Source organism: Novosphingobium sp., assembly GCF_036820275.1.
GTDB lineage: Bacteria > Pseudomonadota > Alphaproteobacteria > Sphingomonadales > Sphingomonadaceae > Novosphingobium.
Genome location: NZ_DAISLT010000001.1, coordinates 181261 through 197577, shown reverse-complemented (window position 1 = coordinate 197577; position 16317 = coordinate 181261). Strand labels below are relative to the sequence as shown.

The 16317-nt window shown below is 65.3% G+C and carries 14 protein-coding genes; 9 read left to right on the top strand and 5 right to left on the bottom strand.

The window, feature by feature from the left end; all coding sequences use genetic code 11:
- Nucleotides 1-5 precede the first annotated feature (5 nt).
- From V7066_RS00715 to V7066_RS00695, 5 genes are read right to left on the bottom strand one after another with little or no spacing between them, the layout of a single operon-like run.
- On the bottom strand, nucleotides 6-869 hold the full coding sequence (locus V7066_RS00715) for a BadF/BadG/BcrA/BcrD ATPase family protein (RefSeq protein ID WP_334181330.1): 864 nt from the start codon (nucleotides 867-869) through the stop codon (nucleotides 6-8).
- The gene (dld, locus tag V7066_RS00710) at nucleotides 866-2578 is read right to left on the bottom strand and encodes a D-lactate dehydrogenase (RefSeq protein WP_334181329.1); all 1713 of its coding nucleotides are present in this window, start codon (nucleotides 2576-2578) and stop codon (nucleotides 866-868) included. Before dld ends, V7066_RS00715 begins: the two co-directional genes overlap by 4 nt.
- Before the next feature lie 18 nt (nucleotides 2579-2596).
- A complete protein-coding gene (locus V7066_RS00705; protein WP_334181328.1) occupies nucleotides 2597-3661 on the bottom strand; it encodes a beta-N-acetylglucosaminidase domain-containing protein in 1065 nt (354 codons plus the stop codon).
- A complete protein-coding gene (nagA, locus tag V7066_RS00700) occupies nucleotides 3658-4809 on the bottom strand; it encodes an N-acetylglucosamine-6-phosphate deacetylase (protein ID WP_334181327.1) in 1152 nt (383 codons plus the stop codon). Before nagA ends, V7066_RS00705 begins: the two co-directional genes overlap by 4 nt.
- A complete protein-coding gene (locus V7066_RS00695) occupies nucleotides 4806-5828 on the bottom strand; it encodes an SIS domain-containing protein (protein WP_334181326.1) in 1023 nt (340 codons plus the stop codon). Before V7066_RS00695 ends, nagA begins: the two co-directional genes overlap by 4 nt.
- Before the next feature lie 153 nt (nucleotides 5829-5981).
- Between V7066_RS00695 and V7066_RS00690 the strand changes: the two genes are divergently transcribed.
- The 9 genes from V7066_RS00690 (at nucleotide 5982) to V7066_RS00650 (ending at nucleotide 16287) form a co-directional block, all read left to right on the top strand.
- Nucleotides 5982-6839 (top strand): hypothetical protein, encoded by an 858-nt coding sequence (locus V7066_RS00690; protein WP_334181325.1) that lies wholly within the window; start codon nucleotides 5982-5984, stop codon nucleotides 6837-6839.
- Nucleotides 6839-7945 carry an anhydro-N-acetylmuramic acid kinase gene (locus tag V7066_RS00685; protein WP_334181324.1) on the top strand — a complete coding sequence of 369 codons (1107 nt, stop codon included), beginning with the start codon at nucleotides 6839-6841 and terminating at the stop codon, nucleotides 7943-7945. The genes V7066_RS00690 and V7066_RS00685 overlap by 1 nt, the downstream gene beginning before the upstream one ends.
- 158 nt (nucleotides 7946-8103) lie before the next feature.
- Entirely contained in the window at nucleotides 8104-10827 is a 2724-nt protein-coding gene (locus V7066_RS00680) for a TonB-dependent receptor domain-containing protein (protein WP_334181323.1), read from the top strand.
- A 110-nt stretch (nucleotides 10828-10937) separates the two neighbouring features.
- Nucleotides 10938-12518 (top strand): sodium:solute symporter, encoded by a 1581-nt coding sequence (locus V7066_RS00675; protein ID WP_334181322.1) that lies wholly within the window; start codon nucleotides 10938-10940, stop codon nucleotides 12516-12518.
- Between the two features lie 29 nt (nucleotides 12519-12547).
- The gene (locus tag V7066_RS00670; RefSeq protein WP_334181321.1) at nucleotides 12548-13438 is read left to right on the top strand and encodes an N-acetylmuramic acid 6-phosphate etherase; all 891 of its coding nucleotides are present in this window, start codon (nucleotides 12548-12550) and stop codon (nucleotides 13436-13438) included.
- Nucleotides 13439-13444: 6 nt separating this feature from the next.
- Nucleotides 13445-14173: a GntR family transcriptional regulator gene (locus V7066_RS00665; protein ID WP_334181320.1), complete on the top strand. Its 729-nt coding sequence runs from the start codon at nucleotides 13445-13447 to the stop codon at nucleotides 14171-14173.
- Between the two features lie 107 nt (nucleotides 14174-14280).
- A complete protein-coding gene (locus tag V7066_RS00660; RefSeq protein WP_334181319.1) occupies nucleotides 14281-14838 on the top strand; it encodes a nuclear transport factor 2 family protein in 558 nt (185 codons plus the stop codon).
- Complete coding sequence (locus tag V7066_RS00655) at nucleotides 14835-15731, top strand: SDR family NAD(P)-dependent oxidoreductase (protein WP_334181318.1); 897 nt, start codon at nucleotides 14835-14837, stop codon at nucleotides 15729-15731. The genes V7066_RS00660 and V7066_RS00655 overlap by 4 nt, the downstream gene beginning before the upstream one ends.
- Nucleotides 15721-16287, top strand: a complete 567-nt coding sequence (locus V7066_RS00650; protein ID WP_334181317.1) for a nuclear transport factor 2 family protein — start codon at nucleotides 15721-15723, stop codon at nucleotides 16285-16287. Before V7066_RS00655 ends, V7066_RS00650 begins: the two co-directional genes overlap by 11 nt.
- Nucleotides 16288-16317: the final 30 nt, after the last annotated feature.

The following is a 16317-nucleotide window of genomic DNA, read 5'->3' as shown; positions in this document are numbered from 1 at the left end:
GAACGTCAGGCGGGAGCGAAACCCGCCAGACGCAGCGCTCCATCAAGGGAATCGCCTAGCGCGGGGCTGAGCCGCTCGACCGTGCGCGAGCGCAGCCACGGCTGCATGCGCGGAGCCAACCCGCCGACGAGCGTGCAGCGGGTCGCGCCGCGTTCGAAGATCGTCTCGATGAAACGCTCGATATGGCCTGCCGCGTGTTCGACGATGGAGCGGGCGATGGCGTCGTCGGCCTCGGCATAGTCCATGACCAGCGGGGCGAAGGTGCCGTAGTCGCGGGGGGTGGCGTGGTCCATCCAGGCGATGGCCTGCGCGGTATCGTGCTCGAAACGCTCGGTTACGGCCGCGCTGAGCGGGGTCTTGCGGGTGCGGCCGTCCAGCGCGCGCAAGGCATGGCGCATGGCGGAAAGCCCGAGCGCGGCGCCGCTGCCTTCGTCCGAGATCGGGAAGCCGTAGCCCCCGATGGTGAAGTCCCGCCCATCGACGCGGACCTGAGCGGCGCTGCCGGTGCCGATGATGAGGATCGCGCCGTCCTGTCCGCCGTGCGCGCCGAGATTGGCGATTTGCGCATCGGTGGCGTAGTTCACCGAAGCGAAACCGAAGTCCAGTTCGGCCAGCGCGTCACGCACGCCGGGGCGGGTGATCCCGGCGATGCCCATGCCTGCATGGATGGTCGCGCGCTGCGCGGTGTCCAGTCCGGCTTCGGCGACGGCCTGATCGACCGTGTCCTTCAGCGTCTCGTAGAGCGCATCCATGCCGATGCGGGCATTGGCGGTGCCGGACTTGCCGTTTCCGATGACGGTGCTCTGCGCGTCGACGAGCCGGGCGCGGCAATTACTGCCGCCTGCATCGATGCCGAGGTAGTAGGTCATGGATGTTCTCCGTGTGGTCCCGTCCAGTCGCGGCCACGGGGGGTATGGCCGATGCCGGGATTGAGCTGGTTGCGCGGGTCGATCTCGCGGTAGAAGTCCGCGAGTTCGGGCCGGGCGATATAGAGGTGGCCGACGTTGTGCTCGGCCGGGTACTGTGCGCCGCGCGCGTCGAGCAAGGCCCAGAGCGCGTGCTCGAAGGCGAGCGGGTCGGTGCCCTTCTTCACGATGTAGTCCTGGTGGAACACCTGGCAGAAGAAGTGACCGTAATAGAGCCTGTGGATCGTTCGCGCGGCGAGATCGGCGGGAAGGCGCTCCACCCATTCGCGGTTGTTGCGGGGCAGTGCCACGTCGAGCGCGACGATATCCTCCACTTCGTCGCGGTGCACCGCACGATAGCGAACTGCCGCACCTGCCGCGACGAAGCGGTGGAGGAAAGCCTTGGCGCCTTCCTGCGGCGTACATTCGAAATGATCGCCCTGCTCGCCGCCGGGAAACAGCTCGCCGAGCAGCTTGCGGGTTGCTTCCACCTGATCGCGGGGGACTTTCAGGATCAGGTGATGGTCGAAGCGCGTGCGATAGTCGCGCATCCGGGCAGGCAGGTGATCGGGAATGAACTTGCTCGACCACTGCATGAGCCGGTCGCTGAAACCGTTCCCGAAGACCCCGTCGAAGCGCGATTTCGCCGCGAACAGGGCGGGCAGGCGGTCGGTGCCGAGGCGCTCGATGGCGAAGAACATGTCGCGCCCGTAGCGGTCGGCCACGTCGAAGGCTTCGGCGTGCATATATTCGCCCGCGATCGGCAGAGTGTCGAAATCGCGCAGCATCGTGCGGCGCAGCTCGGTCAGCCGGTCCGGCTCGGTGGTGCCGGTGTAGAAAGAGGTGGTCTCGTCCTCGCGCGCGAAGGTGTCGAGGCGGACGGCGAAGACGATCAGCTTGCCTGCGCTTCCGGCGGCCTCGAACAGGCAGCGGGGGTCGGCGTTGAAGCGGGCGGGGACTTCGCTGTCGATGTCGCGGACATGCTCGGCGTAGCTGTGATCGTGCGCCCACTTGTCGCTGGCCGGATCGATATCGGCTTCGGTGTACTGCTCGTGGTCGAGCCGGGCGAGCATGCCTTCCGGATCGTCGCCCAGATCGATGCCGAGGTGATTGAACAGGCGCAGCGAACCATCGCCCTGGACCTGCGCGTAGAGCGCAAGCTGGGTATAGGCCGGGCCGCGCCGGATCAGCGAGCCGCCCGAATTGTTGCAGACCCCGCCAACCACCGAAGCCCCAAGGCAGGACGAGCCGATCACCGAATGCGGCTCACGCCCGAAGGGGCGCAGTGCCTGCTCCAGCTTGTAGAGCGTCGTGCCCGGAAAGCAGAGCACCTGTTCGCCGCGCCGGATCACCTTGAGCGCCGAAAGCCGTGTGGTGCTGACGATGACGAGGCCGCCGGGATAGTCGTCTCCGTCGGGCGTCGAGCCGCCGGTCAGTCCGGTGTTCGACGCCTGCATGATGATCGACGTGTCTGCCGCCACGCAGGCCTGCACCGTACGCCACAGTTCGACCAGACTGCCGGGACGGACCACCGCGATGGCCGGGCCTTCGCCGGTGCGATAGCCCTTGCGGAAGCGGGCGGTCGCGCGCGGCGCGGTCAGCACGTTGCGCTTGCCCACGGCCGAACGGAGGGCGGTCAGCAGCGTGGGGGTTCCTGTCGTCGTCGTTGCCATCGCTCTGCTCTGTCCCGGTTACTGGGTCTGGACCTCGTCGTCGGTCATCAGGTCCGCACCGTCCAGCCAGCGCAGGATTTCGCGGGCGGCGGGATGGTCGATGCCTTCGTAGCGTGCCCGCAAACGGTCCGCGCGGGCGCCGAGGCGCTCGTAGCCCACGTCCTGAAGCGCCGGAAGGTCCTGTTGCAGCAGCTGCGTGAATTCCGCGCCGAGCAACTTGCGCGAAGCTGCATGGAAGGCCGCGCCATAGGCGTAGTCATCGCCCTGCGCATAGACCATCGGCAGGGTGATCGCCGGGATGCAGCCGAGGTGCGCCTGGATCGCCGGGTTGATCGCATGGCCGGTGACATGTTCCGCAATGGCCGCAGAACGCCCGGTGAAGGCGCGAAGGTGCAGGAAGCGCGACATCCGCGCGCCGTCGTTGACCGGCCAGTTGTCCCAGAGGCACACCTTGCGCCCCAGTTCGCTAGCGACCCGTTCGAGATGGGCGGGGCCGATTTCCTTCGCGCAGACTTCCTCGCCCGTCCAATAGACCTGCACGGCCGGATCGAGCAGTCTCCCGAGCTTGCCGAGATAGTCCGCCGGGCGATCCGCGAAGACAAGGTCCAGCACCGGATCGTCCGAATAGTAGGTTGGGCAGGTGTAGACGCGCGTGGCCCTGGTCAGACCGGCGCAGAAATTGACGACGTCTGCCTGCCGCTCGGCCAGTTCGGGCATGTCGCCGCGCAAGTCGTCGAACAGCACTGCGAGGTCGTCGATGCCGATGGCGTCGAGTTCCGCAACCCGGCGCGCCAGATCGGCGCGGGCTGTGTCATCGAAGGGATGGGTCGAGCCGACCGGGGTGATCGCCATGCCGAAGCGCATGCCCGCTGCGCGGCACTCGGCGGAAAGCCGGGTAAGCGCTTCGGTCTGCGCGGCATCGTGCGATCGGCGCCATTCACGGCGCAGTGAACGGTCCGCTTTGGGACCGTAGTGGTAGAAGCCGTAACCCGCCTCGGCGAGTGTCTTCACCACATAGCGGCGCTCGGCTTCGCTCCAAATGCGGCCGAAGCGGCCCTCGATAAGGCCCAGATCAGGTGTCATTCCGGATGATCCTCCCGTGAACCGGCAATCCATGTCGAGCGGACCAGACGATCCTCGCCCAGATGGACGAGGTCGGCGCGCAGGCCCGGCGCGATGGCGCCGGTCTCGTGATCGAGCCGCAGGAAACGCGCGGGATTGCCGCTGGCCATGCGCGAGGCGGTGACCATGTCGCAGCCGATCATGTCCATCGCATTGCGCAGCGCCTGCGCCATGGTCAGCGCCGAGCCTGCCAGCGTGCCGTCCGGGCCGGTGCATTTGCCGCCTTCGACCCCGATCTCCTGCCCCATGAGCGTGAAGTGACCGAGTGTCCCGCCGACCGGCGGCATGGCATCGGTGACGAGCATGATCCCGTCCTCGCCGCGCGCCGAGAGCGCGACGCGCATGGACGCGGGGTGGACGTGGAAGCCGTCGGCGATCAGGCCGAAATGACCGGCGCGATCCTCCAGCGCGCCGCCGACCATGCCGGGATCGCGGCTGAGGAACTGCGTCATCGCATTGAACAGGTGGGTGAAGCCGGCAAGCCCTTCCGCCAGCGCCGCGCGGGTCTGGTCGTAATCGGCGAGGCTGTGTCCGGCACAGACGAGAACACCCGCCTCGGTCAGCGCGCGCACCGTCCCCTCGGGCGCGAGTTCCGGCGCGAGCGTGACCACCCGGCGCCCTCGTGTCGGTGCCGAAAGCCGGGCGAGGACTTCGGCGTCCACCCGCGCGAAGCGGGTCTGGTCATGGATGCCCTTCTTCGCCGCGTTGAGGTGGGGGCCTTCGATATGAAGTCCGAGCACGCCCGGCACATCGGCTTCCAGCGCGGCCTCGCCCGCCACGATGGCGGCTTCGACCACTTCGGGATAGTCGCTTATCAAGGTGGGTAGAAGCCCGGTGGTGCCGTAGCGCCGATGCGCCTGGGCGATCGCGCGAATGCCCTCGACAGTGGGGCTGTCGTTGAACAGCACGTCGCCGCCGCCGTTGACCTGGGTGTCGATGAAGCCGGGCAGCAGGTAGCCGCCGCCAAGCGGCTCGACACGGCAGCCTTCGGGCAGGGCATTTGGCGCCGCGAGGCCAAGGATGTGCGTTCCATCCAGGATCAGCGCCTGATCCTCGACAACGCGGTCGGCCAGGACCACGCGTGCTCCGGCGAGGGCGGTCAGGGTCATAGCGTGCGGGTCACTTTGTTGAGATGCGGTGGGTTGTCCGGGTTGCGCCCGCGCGCCAGCGAGAGAGCCTCGGCCAGGCCGTAGAAGCTCTGGATCTGGGCAATGGCACCGAGCACCGGATGAACGTTCGTGCGCAAGGGCAGCACCAGCGCCGCCGGTTCGACATCTTCCGCCAAACCGGCCGCAATGACGTTCGCACCGCGCGCGGCGAAATCTTCCAGGCGCTCGCGCAGGCCGGTGCGGGCGACGTCGAGAGGCGCCAGCACCAGCACCGGATCGCCTTTGCCCACCAAGGTCATCGGGCCGTGGGCGACTTCCGCGCTGCTGAAGGCCTCGGCATGGAGGCTGGAGGTTTCCTTCAGCTTGAGAGCGGCTTCACCGGCGATGGGAAGCGTGGGGCCGCGTCCCAGCACCAGCATCTCCTGGGCGTCCTTCAGCAGTTCCACCGCTCCAGTCCAGTCGGCTTGAGCCGCTGCTTCCAGCACCTCGCCAGTGGATTCCAGAGCCGTCAGCAGGGCTTCGTCCTGGCTCCATTCGGCGACGAGATGGGCAAGGGCGACGAGCGTGCAGACGAAGCTCTTGGTCGCGGCCACACTGGTTTCCGGTCCTGCATGAACCGGTATCACGATCTGGGCGAGGTCCGCGAGCGGCGACCCGGCATCGTTCACCACCGCGATCACCAAGGCGCCCTTGTCGCGAGCATCTTGTGCTGCGGCGAGCAGATCGGGGCTGCGACCGGACTGCGAGATCGCGATCAGCGGCACGCCCGCGAACTGCGGCGAGGTCGCATGGTAGAGCGACCCCACAGACGGCGCATGGCTGAGCGTCGGGACGCCGGCATGCGTTTCCAGCAGGAACTTGGCAAAAGCCGCCGCCTGGTCGGAGCTGCCGCGCGCCAGTGTCGCCGCGAAAGGCGGCGCGAGTGCGCGCAGCTGCCGCCCCGCCTCACGGACGAGATCGGCATTGCGGCGTAGCTGCTCGACACAGCGCGCCGGTGCCTCGTGAGCTTCGCGTGACATCCGGGTACCCGGAGCGTTCGGTGTGGCCTTGGTCATAAGAGGGACAGATACCAGTTTCGGTTTTTGGCACAAGTGGCATTAAAGTGGTTTTATAAATTGCTCAGTCCATGATACCGGTCGGTCCAAGTGAGAGTCGCGTCAAGGGAGAAGACGATGCTCAGGATCGAGATTGCCGCCTCCGATGGTCAGGGTGAAGTCAACGAGGACCGCGTTGGCCACCAGGGCGATGCGGCCTGGGTCATTGACGGCGCTACGGGGCTTGGCACCGCGCTTCTCGATGCACCGAGCGATGCCGCCTGGCTCGCGGGCACGGCCAACGATTTCCTGATGCAGATCCTTGCGGAGCAGCCGGATATTCCGACCGTGGAACTGCTTCGCAGTGTGATGGTCCGCTGCGGTGAAGCGTTGGCGCGCGCGCAAGTCAGCCCGGCTGCGGGAGCGCACGAACATCCTTCTGCCGCCTTCGCAATGGTGCGCATCCTCGATGGCATGGCGGAATTCACGACGCTCGCCGATTGTCGGATCGTGGCATCCGAACCCGGTCGGGAACCGCGCCTGTTCGGCAGTTCCGCGCTCGATGCGATCGAGGCGCGGACGATCGCGGCGATGAAGGCGATCCTCGCCGAAAATGGCGATCTCGGCCCTGATGCGCTCAAGGCGCGGCTGCTGCCGGGGCTTCGGGAGAACCGCAGGCTGATGAATCGCGAGGAGGGGTATTGGGTGCTCGGCACCGAACCGGCTGCCGCGGACCATCTCTGGCAATGGCGTATGCCGGTGCGTTCCGGGCAACGCTTTGCGATCGCCAGCGACGGTTTCCTGCGCCTCGTGGAACTGTTCGGAGTGGCGACGCCCGCCGACCTGCTTTCCATGTCCGAGCCTGAAGGCTGGACGCACTGGCTGAAGCCCCTGCGCGATCTTGAGGGCGAGTTCGAATCGCTGCATCGCTTTCCACGTGTGAAGCCGCGTGACGATGCCAGCCTTGTTGTCTGTAGCTGGGAGAATGCACGCTGATGCTGGTCATGGGATACATGAGCGGGACTTCGCTCGACGGCGTCGACGTGGCCGTGGTGGAGACCGACGGCGAGCGGATCGAAGACTTCGGTCCTTCGGCGATGATCGCATTCTCGGCGGCGGAGCGGGCGGCGCTGGAGAAGGCGACGCGGGATGCGCTGGCCTGGGACGGGCTCGGCGATAAACCGCTCTCGTTCGGCCTTGCCGCTGAGGTGATCGAGGCGGCGCACTTGCGCGCCGGGCGCCATGTCATCGAGCAGCTCGTGCGCCTGCCCGATCTCGTCGGTTTCCATGGCCAGACGCTGCTGCATCGGCCGGAACGCAAGCTTTCGGTGCAGGTCGGGGATCCGCAGGCCATCGCCGATGGGCTGGGCGTTTCGGTCGTCGCGCAGATGCGACAGGACGATCTGCTGGCGGGCGGGCAGGGTGCTCCGCTGGTCCCGGCCTATCACGCGGCGCTGGCAGAGAGGATCGGTCTCGGTGGGCCGATGGCCTTCCTCAATCTCGGCGGCGTCGCGAACCTGACCTGGATCGGTGCGGACGGGACGCTGATGGCTTGCGACACGGGGCCGGGGAATGGTCTCATCGACCAGGTCGTGCAGGCTCACGGCGCGGGGCGTTACGACGACGGCGGGCGTATCGCGGCGGCCGGAACGGTTGATCGGACGGTGCTGGCGGACTTGCTTTCCCATCCGCATTTCCGGGGAGAAGGCCCGAAGTCCCTTGACCGTTACGATTTTCCGCTCGAATGGGCCGAGGCCTGCTCGCTGGAGGATGCGGCGGCGACGCTGACGGCGTTTACCGCCGAAGCCGTTGCCGTTACTGCCCGCTTCCTGCCGCAGGCGCCGAAAGTCTGGGTGATCTGCGGCGGGGGAAGCCACAATCCCACGCTCATGACAGCCCTGCGCGAGCGGCTTGGCGATTGCCGGACAGCGGATGAGGTCGGGCTCAGGAGCGATTTCGTCGAGGCGGAGGCGATGGCCTTTCTGGCAGCCCGCAGCCTGCGCGGCTTGCCGCTGACCTTCCCCGGCACGACCGGGGTATCGCGGCCGCTGACCGGCGGGACGATCTGGCGACCGGAAACGGCCTGTGCTGAATTGGTCTGATAGAGCCGCAATGTAATACCACCATTTGCATACCACACCTTTACATATCCATGACAGGTATGCATGGTGTCCCCCTCCAAAAGGGCATGCCGTCGAGTCTTCGGGTCGCACCAAACCACGACGGAACAGGGTTCAGGGAAAGTTAGTGAGGAAGTCTAATGGTTAAGTCTCAACGACACACCGTGGCTATGGCGGCGCTTGCCATCGCCCTTTCGCAAGCACCGGGCACGGCCTTCGCGCAATCGGCCCCGGCGGAAGATACCGGTACGAGCGCGGATATCGTCGTCACCGGCACCCGCATCGCAGTTCCCGGTCTGACGTCGAGCAGCCCGGTCGCTTCCACCGGCGAGGAGCAGATCAAGCTTCAGTCGGCGCTGACGGTCGAAGACTTCTCCACCAAGATTCCGCAGCTTTCCGGCGGCGTCCGCCAGGGTTCGCAAGGCAGCGACGCCTTCGGCGCGCAAGTTCTCGAACTGCGCAACTTCGGCCAGAGCCGCTCGCTCGTCCTGATCGACGGCACCCGCGCGACGCCGTTCAGCTTCCGCAACTCGGCTGACGTCAATGCCATCCCGGCTTCGCTGATCAAGCGCGTTGATGTGCTGACCGGCGGTGCCGCGGCCGTCTATGGCGCGGATGCCGTAGCCGGCGTCGTCAACTTCATCCTCAACGACGATTTCGAAGGCATTCGCGGCACCGCAACGAGCCGCCTGTCCGAGCATGGCGGCGCCCAGTACGGCGGCTCGCTGATGGTCGGCACCGGCCTCGGCGATCGCGGCCATATCGTCATTGCGGCCGACTACACGCAGCGCGACCTGATCCGCGCGGGCCAGCGCGACTGGGCGGAAACTCCGAACCAGACGATCCCCAGCATCGGCGGCGTCTTCACCGACGTGGCGAGCGGCCGCAAGTTCGGCTTCACCGACAGCGGCGCGTTCACGACAAACCCTTCGGCTACGTCCAACATCTCGAACAGCTACCCACTGGTCTCGCCGCTGAAGCGCATCAACGTGGCGGCGCTGTTCAAGTATGAGATCACGCCGCAAGTCGAGATCTACGGCCGCGCGATGTACACCAATTCGCGCACGCAGGAGACCGGCACCCCCGGCGCGACGCCGGCCTCGGTCAACCGCACCGTCTCGATCAGCGAGAGCAATCCCTTCCTCACCGACGACATCCGCAACCAGCTGACGTTCGTCGACGGTACAGCGCGCGTGAACGTCTCGCGTTCGCTGGCCGAACTCGGGCTCATCAACTACGAGACCGAGCGCAACACCTTCCAGTTCCAGACCGGCCTGCGCGGCCCGGTGACCAATGCGGTCAAGTGGAACGTCTATGCCCAATACGGTCGTTCGACCGAGAACACGCTGATCACCGGCGACGGCCTCGTGACCAGCTCGACGGGCGCGAACAACTTCGATTCCATCGTCAACAGCGTCAACATCTTCGGCCCGAACCAGACCGAACTGGCCGACGCTCTGGGTAGCTCGATCCAGGGCTTCAACCGCAAGCGCGACCAGTTCGTGACGGCGGCGACCCTCAGCGGCACGCTGGAAGAGCTGTTCTCGCTGCCCGCCGGTCCGATCGGTTTCGCGGTCGGTGTCGAGTATCGCCGCGAGACCGCCAGCATCGATCAGGACACTGCGCTCCTGACCGGCAATACCTATCGCCAGGGCGTGCAGGCGGCCTACAGCGGCTCGTTCGATGTCAAGGAACTCTACGGCGAAGTACTGGTGCCGGTGCTCCGTGACCTGCCGCTGATCCGCAAGCTCGACGTGGGCGGCGCCTATCGTCTGTCGGATTACAACATGTTCGGCACCCACGGCACCTGGAAGGTCGAGGGCAACTGGGAAGTCGACCGCAACTTGCGCCTGCGCGGCACCTACCAGCGCGTCCTGCGCACGCCGAACTTCGGTGAGTTCGCGGCCGGCATGTCTTCGCTGCCGTTCAGCAACCTTGTCACCGTCGACCGCCTGAAGCCGCGCTACGGCGGCGACCCCTGCGTTCTCGGCACCGGCGACGCCGCCCAGTGCGCCCGCTTCGGTGCGCCTGCCGTGGGTTCGGCCAACTCGAACGCGGCCAGCTACCTGACCGGCAATTACTATTACGGCGGCAACCCGGACATCAAACCGGAGACCGGCTATACCACGACGCTCGGGGCCGTGTTCACGCCGACGTTCCTGCCCGGCCTCAACCTGACCGTCGACTGGTACGAACTTGACCTGCGCGGCGCCGTGGGTGTGATCCAGCCGATCGCGGCGATCACCAGCTGCTACGTCACCAACCCGACCGCCAGCAATCCGCTGTGCTCGCTGGTGACCCGCAATGCCGACGGCACGTTCAAGGACGCTTTCGTCAACAACCAGAACCTGGGCCGTCTGCTCCAGCGCGGTTTCGATATTTCGGCCAGCTACACGCTGCATCCGGAGTTCCTGCCGGGTACGGGCGTGCGCCTGAGCTATCAGGGCAATATCGTCACTTCGTACCTGATCCAGGCGAACTCGACGGTTTCAGCCGTGCAGTGCAAGGGCACCTTCGGCGCGACCTGCTCCAGCGACGGCACCACGTTGGTGCAGCCCGACTATCGCCATACCGTCGGCCTCTCGTGGCTGTTCGACAAGGGCGTGATCCAGTTCGACTGGCAGCGCATCGGCAAGGTGAAGTCGAGCACGGTCGGTTCGACCGAGACGATCTCGGCCCAGAACACTTTCGACCTTTCGGCCTCCTACGAGTTCACCGACGCCATCACCTTCAGCGCTGGCATCTACAACCTCTTCGACAAGAAGCCCCCCTATGTGTCGTCGGGCGGTGTCTTCAACACCTTCCCCGACACCTATGACATTCTCGGACGCACGATCGGCTTCTCGCTGACCGCGCACCTCTGAGGATAACCCACCCTGCGCGGCGCCCGGTCAACCTCCTCCTCCGACCGGGCGCGCGCTTTTTTGTCAGGCCCTGAAGAACGTTTTCAGGGCCGGGTTTGGAGACCACTTCGATGACGCTGCCTTTCTCGATGGCGGACTGGCTGGTGATTGCTGCCTACCTGCTGCTGCTTGTTGCGGGAGGGTGGATCTTCACGCCGCGCAAGACCGAGTCCGCGCATGACTACTTCCTGGCGGGCGGCAGTGTTCCGGCCTGGCTTGCGGCGATTTCGGTGCTGTCGGCCACGCAGTCGGCTGCGACCTTCCTGGGTGGGCCGGACTACGGCTATCACGGCGACCTGACTTATCTCAGCGGCAACATCGGCGGGCTGATCGGCGCGATCTTCGTCGCTCACGTGATGATCCCGCGCTTCTACGCCATCAAGGCGACCACCGCCTACGAACTGCTGACCTTGCGCTTCAGCGAGAAGGCCACGCGCTGGGCAGGGGGCATGTTCCTGGTCGGCCGCGTCTTTGCAGGCGGTGCACGCGTCTATCTCGCGGCGATCGCCCTTGCCATGGTCATTACCGGAACGGTGGAGGCGCAAGGCATCATGATCGCCGCTGCCGTGCTGATCGTTGCAAGCGTCCTCTTCACGTTCGTGGGCGGGCTCAAGTCGGTTCTCTGGAACGACCTCATCCAGTTCATCGTCTACCTTGGTTCGGCGATCGCGGTGCTGGTGTTCCTGCGCCTCTCGATCCCCGCTTCCACCGGCGAGATCATCCAGGGCCTTGCCCATACGCCGGAAGGCGTGAACAAGCTGAAGTTCTTCGATTTATCGATGGACCTCTCGCGTCCGTTCTCGATGCTGGCGATCGTGCTCGGCCTCTCGCTGCTCTATATCGCCAATGCCGGGATGGACCAGGATACCACGCAGCGCTTGCTGTCTTGCAAGGACGCGAAGACCGGCGCCCGCAGCCTCTATCTTTCGGTCTTCGCGACAGTGCCGGTGGTCGGCATGTTCATCGTCATCGGCCTGCTGCTCTACGTTTTCTACGATAGGCCGGACCTGATGGGCGGGGCTACCGCGGCTGCTGGGAACCAGTTCGGCGGCGAGAAGATCAGTATCTTCATGCACTATATTCTCACCCAGCTTCCCGGCGGCTTGCGCGGTCTGGTGACCGTGGGCATCTGCGCGGCCGCCGTCGCCACCACGAACTCGGCGCTCAATGCCATGTCCTCGGTGCTGGTGCAGGACTTCTATCGTCCCTGGCGCGAGAAGCGCGGCACCGCAGCGCCCGAGCATCACTTCGTCTCCGCCGGGCGCGTGGGCATGGGCGTTATCGGCTTCCTGATGTTCGTGATGGCCGTGGTTTCGTTCTACTGGCAGCGTTACACCGACATGGGCCTGCTGGAATTTGCCCTGCAGGTGATGGTCTTCACTTACGCCGGTCTGCTGGGCGTCTATTTCACCGCCCTGTTCACCCAGCGCGGCACGACGGGTTCCGTCATCGCCGCACTGCTGGTCGGTTTTGTCACAATTCTGTTGCTTCAGCCGGGCATTGCCCATGTCATCGGCATGCCGAGCGTGCTGAGCAGCCTTTCGTTCCCCTTCCAGCTCTGCATCGGCACGGTTGTGGCCTTCGTGGTCTGCGCCGCGCCTGCCGGTTCCGTTTCCAGGGATTCCGGCGAGCTGATGGCTCCGGCCGAATAACGATCCCGTGAAAGGGATAAAAGGACATCATGAATACTGAAGCGCTCGACGCCCGTTACCGCGATCTCGACCTCTGGCCGACCGAACTGGCTGTGGAGGCGATGCTCGAAGGCCAGATGGCGGCCATAGCCTCGATCCATTCGCAGACGGCAGCCATCGCCCGTGCCGCCGAAGCTGCCGCCGCGCGGCTTGGCGAGAAGGGCAGGCTGGTCTTCGTCGGAGCGGGTACCTCGGGCCGCCTGGCGGTCCAGGACGGCACCGAACTCTATCCGACCTATGGCTGGACGATGGACCGCATGGTCTTCCTCATGGCAGGCGGCATGGGCGCGCTCACCGAGGCATATGAGGGCGCCGAAGACGATGTCGAGGCCGGTCATGCCGATGTGCGGGCCCAGGGCATCGGTCCCTCCGACGTGGTGATCGGCGTCGCGGCCAGCGGTCGCACGCCTTACACCGTGGCTGCCATCGAGGAAGCCCGTGCTGCCGGTGCGCTGACGATCGGCGTCGCCAACAATCCCGGCACGCGCCTGCTCGAAAAGGCGGAGTATGCGATCCTGGCCCTCACCGGCAGCGAGATCGTTGCGGGGTCCACCCGCATGAAGGCCGGAACCGCACAGAAGGCCGTGCTCAACCTGCTTTCGACCGCGATCATGCTGCGCCGCGGCCTCGTCTATGAGGGGCGCATGGTGGCCATGCGCATTTCCAATGCGAAGCTCTTGCAACGGGCGCGGATCATGGTTCAGGATATCGCCGGGGTCGATGCCGAAGTGGCTGCCGCTGCCCTGGAAGCGGCGGAGAACGAGATCCGGCTCGGCGTGATCGTCGCGCGCGGCGTCCCGGTCGAAGAGGCGAAGGCGCTGCTCACGGCCAACGGGGGCAATCTGCGTCACGTCATGCCGATGCTGGAAGAGCGAGACTGATCGACGATGCGCGACATAGCCTGGACCAGCAGCGAGGAAGGAACCCCTCTCTACCTGCAACTCGCCCGCAGCCTGCGCGAGCATATCAGCAGCGGGGCGATCGATCCGGGCAGCGCGCTCCCGTCCGAACGCGAACTCAGCGAGATGGCGGGCCTCTCGCGCGTCACCGTTCGCAAGGGGATCGAGCAGCTGATCGAGGAAGGCGTGCTGATCCGCAAGCAAGGGTCCGGCACGTTCGTCGCGCGGCGGATCGAGGCGCCCGGCTCCCGTCTCAGCAGCTTCAGCGACGATACCCGCTCGCGGGGAGAGGATCCCAGTGTGGTCTGGATCAACAAGTCCTACGCCCAACCGACTGAGGAGGAAGCCGCCGCACTCGAAATCCCGGCCAATGCCTCCGTGGCGCGGCTCGGCCGGGTCCGGCTTGCGGGCGGCGAGCCGTTGGCCATAGAGCATGCGGTGATCCCGGCCCAGTTCATGCCGGACCTCGGAGCGCTGGGAGATTCTCTTTACAAAGCTTTGGATGTATACGGTTTTCGCCCGACTTCGGGAATTCAGCGTGTCCGCGCTTCGCTCGCGACGCCGACCGAAGCGGGCATTCTCTGCGTGAAGCAGAACTCGGAAGTCCTGCGGATAGAGCGCAAGACACGTATTCCGGATGGGCGTATCGTCGAGTTCACCCGCTCGGTCTATCGCGGCGACCGCTATGAGTTCGTTACCGATCTCAAGCAGATATGACCCCCTTCGCTTCGCCCCCGCGATAAGCGGCCGGCGGCGCGATCCATTGCAGCTTTGCAGACCCGTTTCAGGTTAGCCTTCCGTCCATGGTTCGGACGGAGAGGATAATGAACCCTGACATCGAGTTTGGCGCGATCCGGGACATGCTCGATCGTGAGGCGATACGCGACTGCGTCGCCCGTCTCGCGCGCGGGGAGGACCGGCGGAGCGCGAACCTGATCAGAAGCTGCTGGTGGCCGGAAGCGCACTTCGATTACGGCGTCCATAGCGGCAATTTCGAAAGCTACCTTGCCTGGGTGGTGCCGGGCGACGATGCCGTGCGAAATACCCAGCATCTGATCGGCCAGTCGGTGATCGTTCTCGAAGGGGAGCGAGCAAAGGCGGAGACCCATGTGTTCTCGTACCATCGCATCCAGGCGGGTTCGGGCGGCGATGCGGGCGACGGCGATTCCTGCATCGGCGGGCGCTACCTCGACAGCTTCGAGAAACGCGGGGACCAATGGCGTATTGCCAGGCGCGTGATGCTCTACGACTGGGCGCACGAATGGGGAGCGGCGGCGGATTGGTCGCAAGGGGTGATGGGCTATCCGTTCGCCGGCGATCATTTTCCGGGCCGTGCGAAGGGCGATTTCAGTGAAGCCTGGTTTGCAGGAGAGAATGCATGAACGCGCCGCTTGCGGGGAAAGTCGCGCTTGTCACCGGCGCCAGTCGCGGCATCGGCAAGGGTATCGCACTGGTGCTCGCGGAGCAGGGGGCGACTGTCTACATCACCGGACGGACCGTGCGTGAGGGCGATTACTATCTACCGGGAACGGTCGGGGGGACTGCCGCCGAATGCGACGAACGCGGGCAGGCAAGCGGAGGCAAGGGCGTGGCCGTTGCCTGCGACCATGGAGACGATGCGGCGGTTGCCGCGTTGTTCGATCGGATCGAACGCGAGCAGGGACGCCTCGATATCCTGGTCAACAATGCCTTCACGATCTCCGATGACTTGCTGGAACCGAAGGGGTTCTGGGAAAAGCCTTTGTCGAACCTCGAGATGTGGGATGTCGGTGTCCGCTCGAACTACGTCGCGGCCTGGCATGCCGCACGGATCATGGTTCCGCAGGGATCCGGGCTGATCGTCGCGATTTCCGGCTTCGCGGCAGTGACTTACACTTATGGGGTGGTGTTCGGTACCTCCAAGTCCGCCGCCGACCGCATGGCGCGCGACATGGCGATCGAATTGGAACCGCACAATGTGGCCTCGTTGACGCTCTGGCAGGGGCTGACGCTTACGGAAAAGGCGCGGGACAATCTCGCGCGCATGGGCGATCGCATGACCAAATCGATCACGGCGATGCAGGGCAGCTCGGTTGAGCATCCCGGCCGGGTGATCGCTGCGCTCGCCGCGGACCCGGACATCATGAAGCGCTCCGGCGGCGAGTTCGTCACTGCCGAACTGGCGCAGGAATACGGCATCACCGATGTGAACGGTGCCGTGATCGCCTCGGCGCGGGCGCGCCGGGGATCGCCGATCTGGAAACCGATTGCGGAGATCGATTATCGTGGCAAGTGAACGCGATGCCCGTCTGAATGCTCTGCTGGACAAGGAGGATATCCGTGAGTGCCTGGCGCGGTTTTCACGCGGGATGGACCGCTTCGACCGCGCGATCTACCTGTCGGCTTTCCATGCGGATGCCGAAGTGGCGGCGGGGCCGTTCGTCGGCATTGCGGCGGACTGCTGGGACTGGGCCGTGCCGATGCATCGTGCCGGGCAGATACTCACCCATCATGCCTTGCTTCAGAGCTCGATCGACCTTGACGGCGAGACCGCTCATGTCGAAACGTACTACCAGTTCGTCGGGCGCAATCGCGATGAGAGCCTCTGGATCGCGGGGGGACGCTATCTCGATCGTTTCGAGCGGCGGGACGGGCAATGGCGGATCGCCCTGCGTACCAATCTGATCGAGTGGGCGCATGCCCCCAGTCCGGTGCCCGTGCCTTTCGCGGATGTGCCGGACCTGGCCTTGAATGGCATTTCGAGCCGCAATCTCGACGACCCTTCCTACCGGCGCCCTTTGAACAACCAGCGCAAGCCCAATGATCCTCGAAAAGATGTAATAAAGATCTGATTATCTTATTATATCAGTATAGTACTGTCG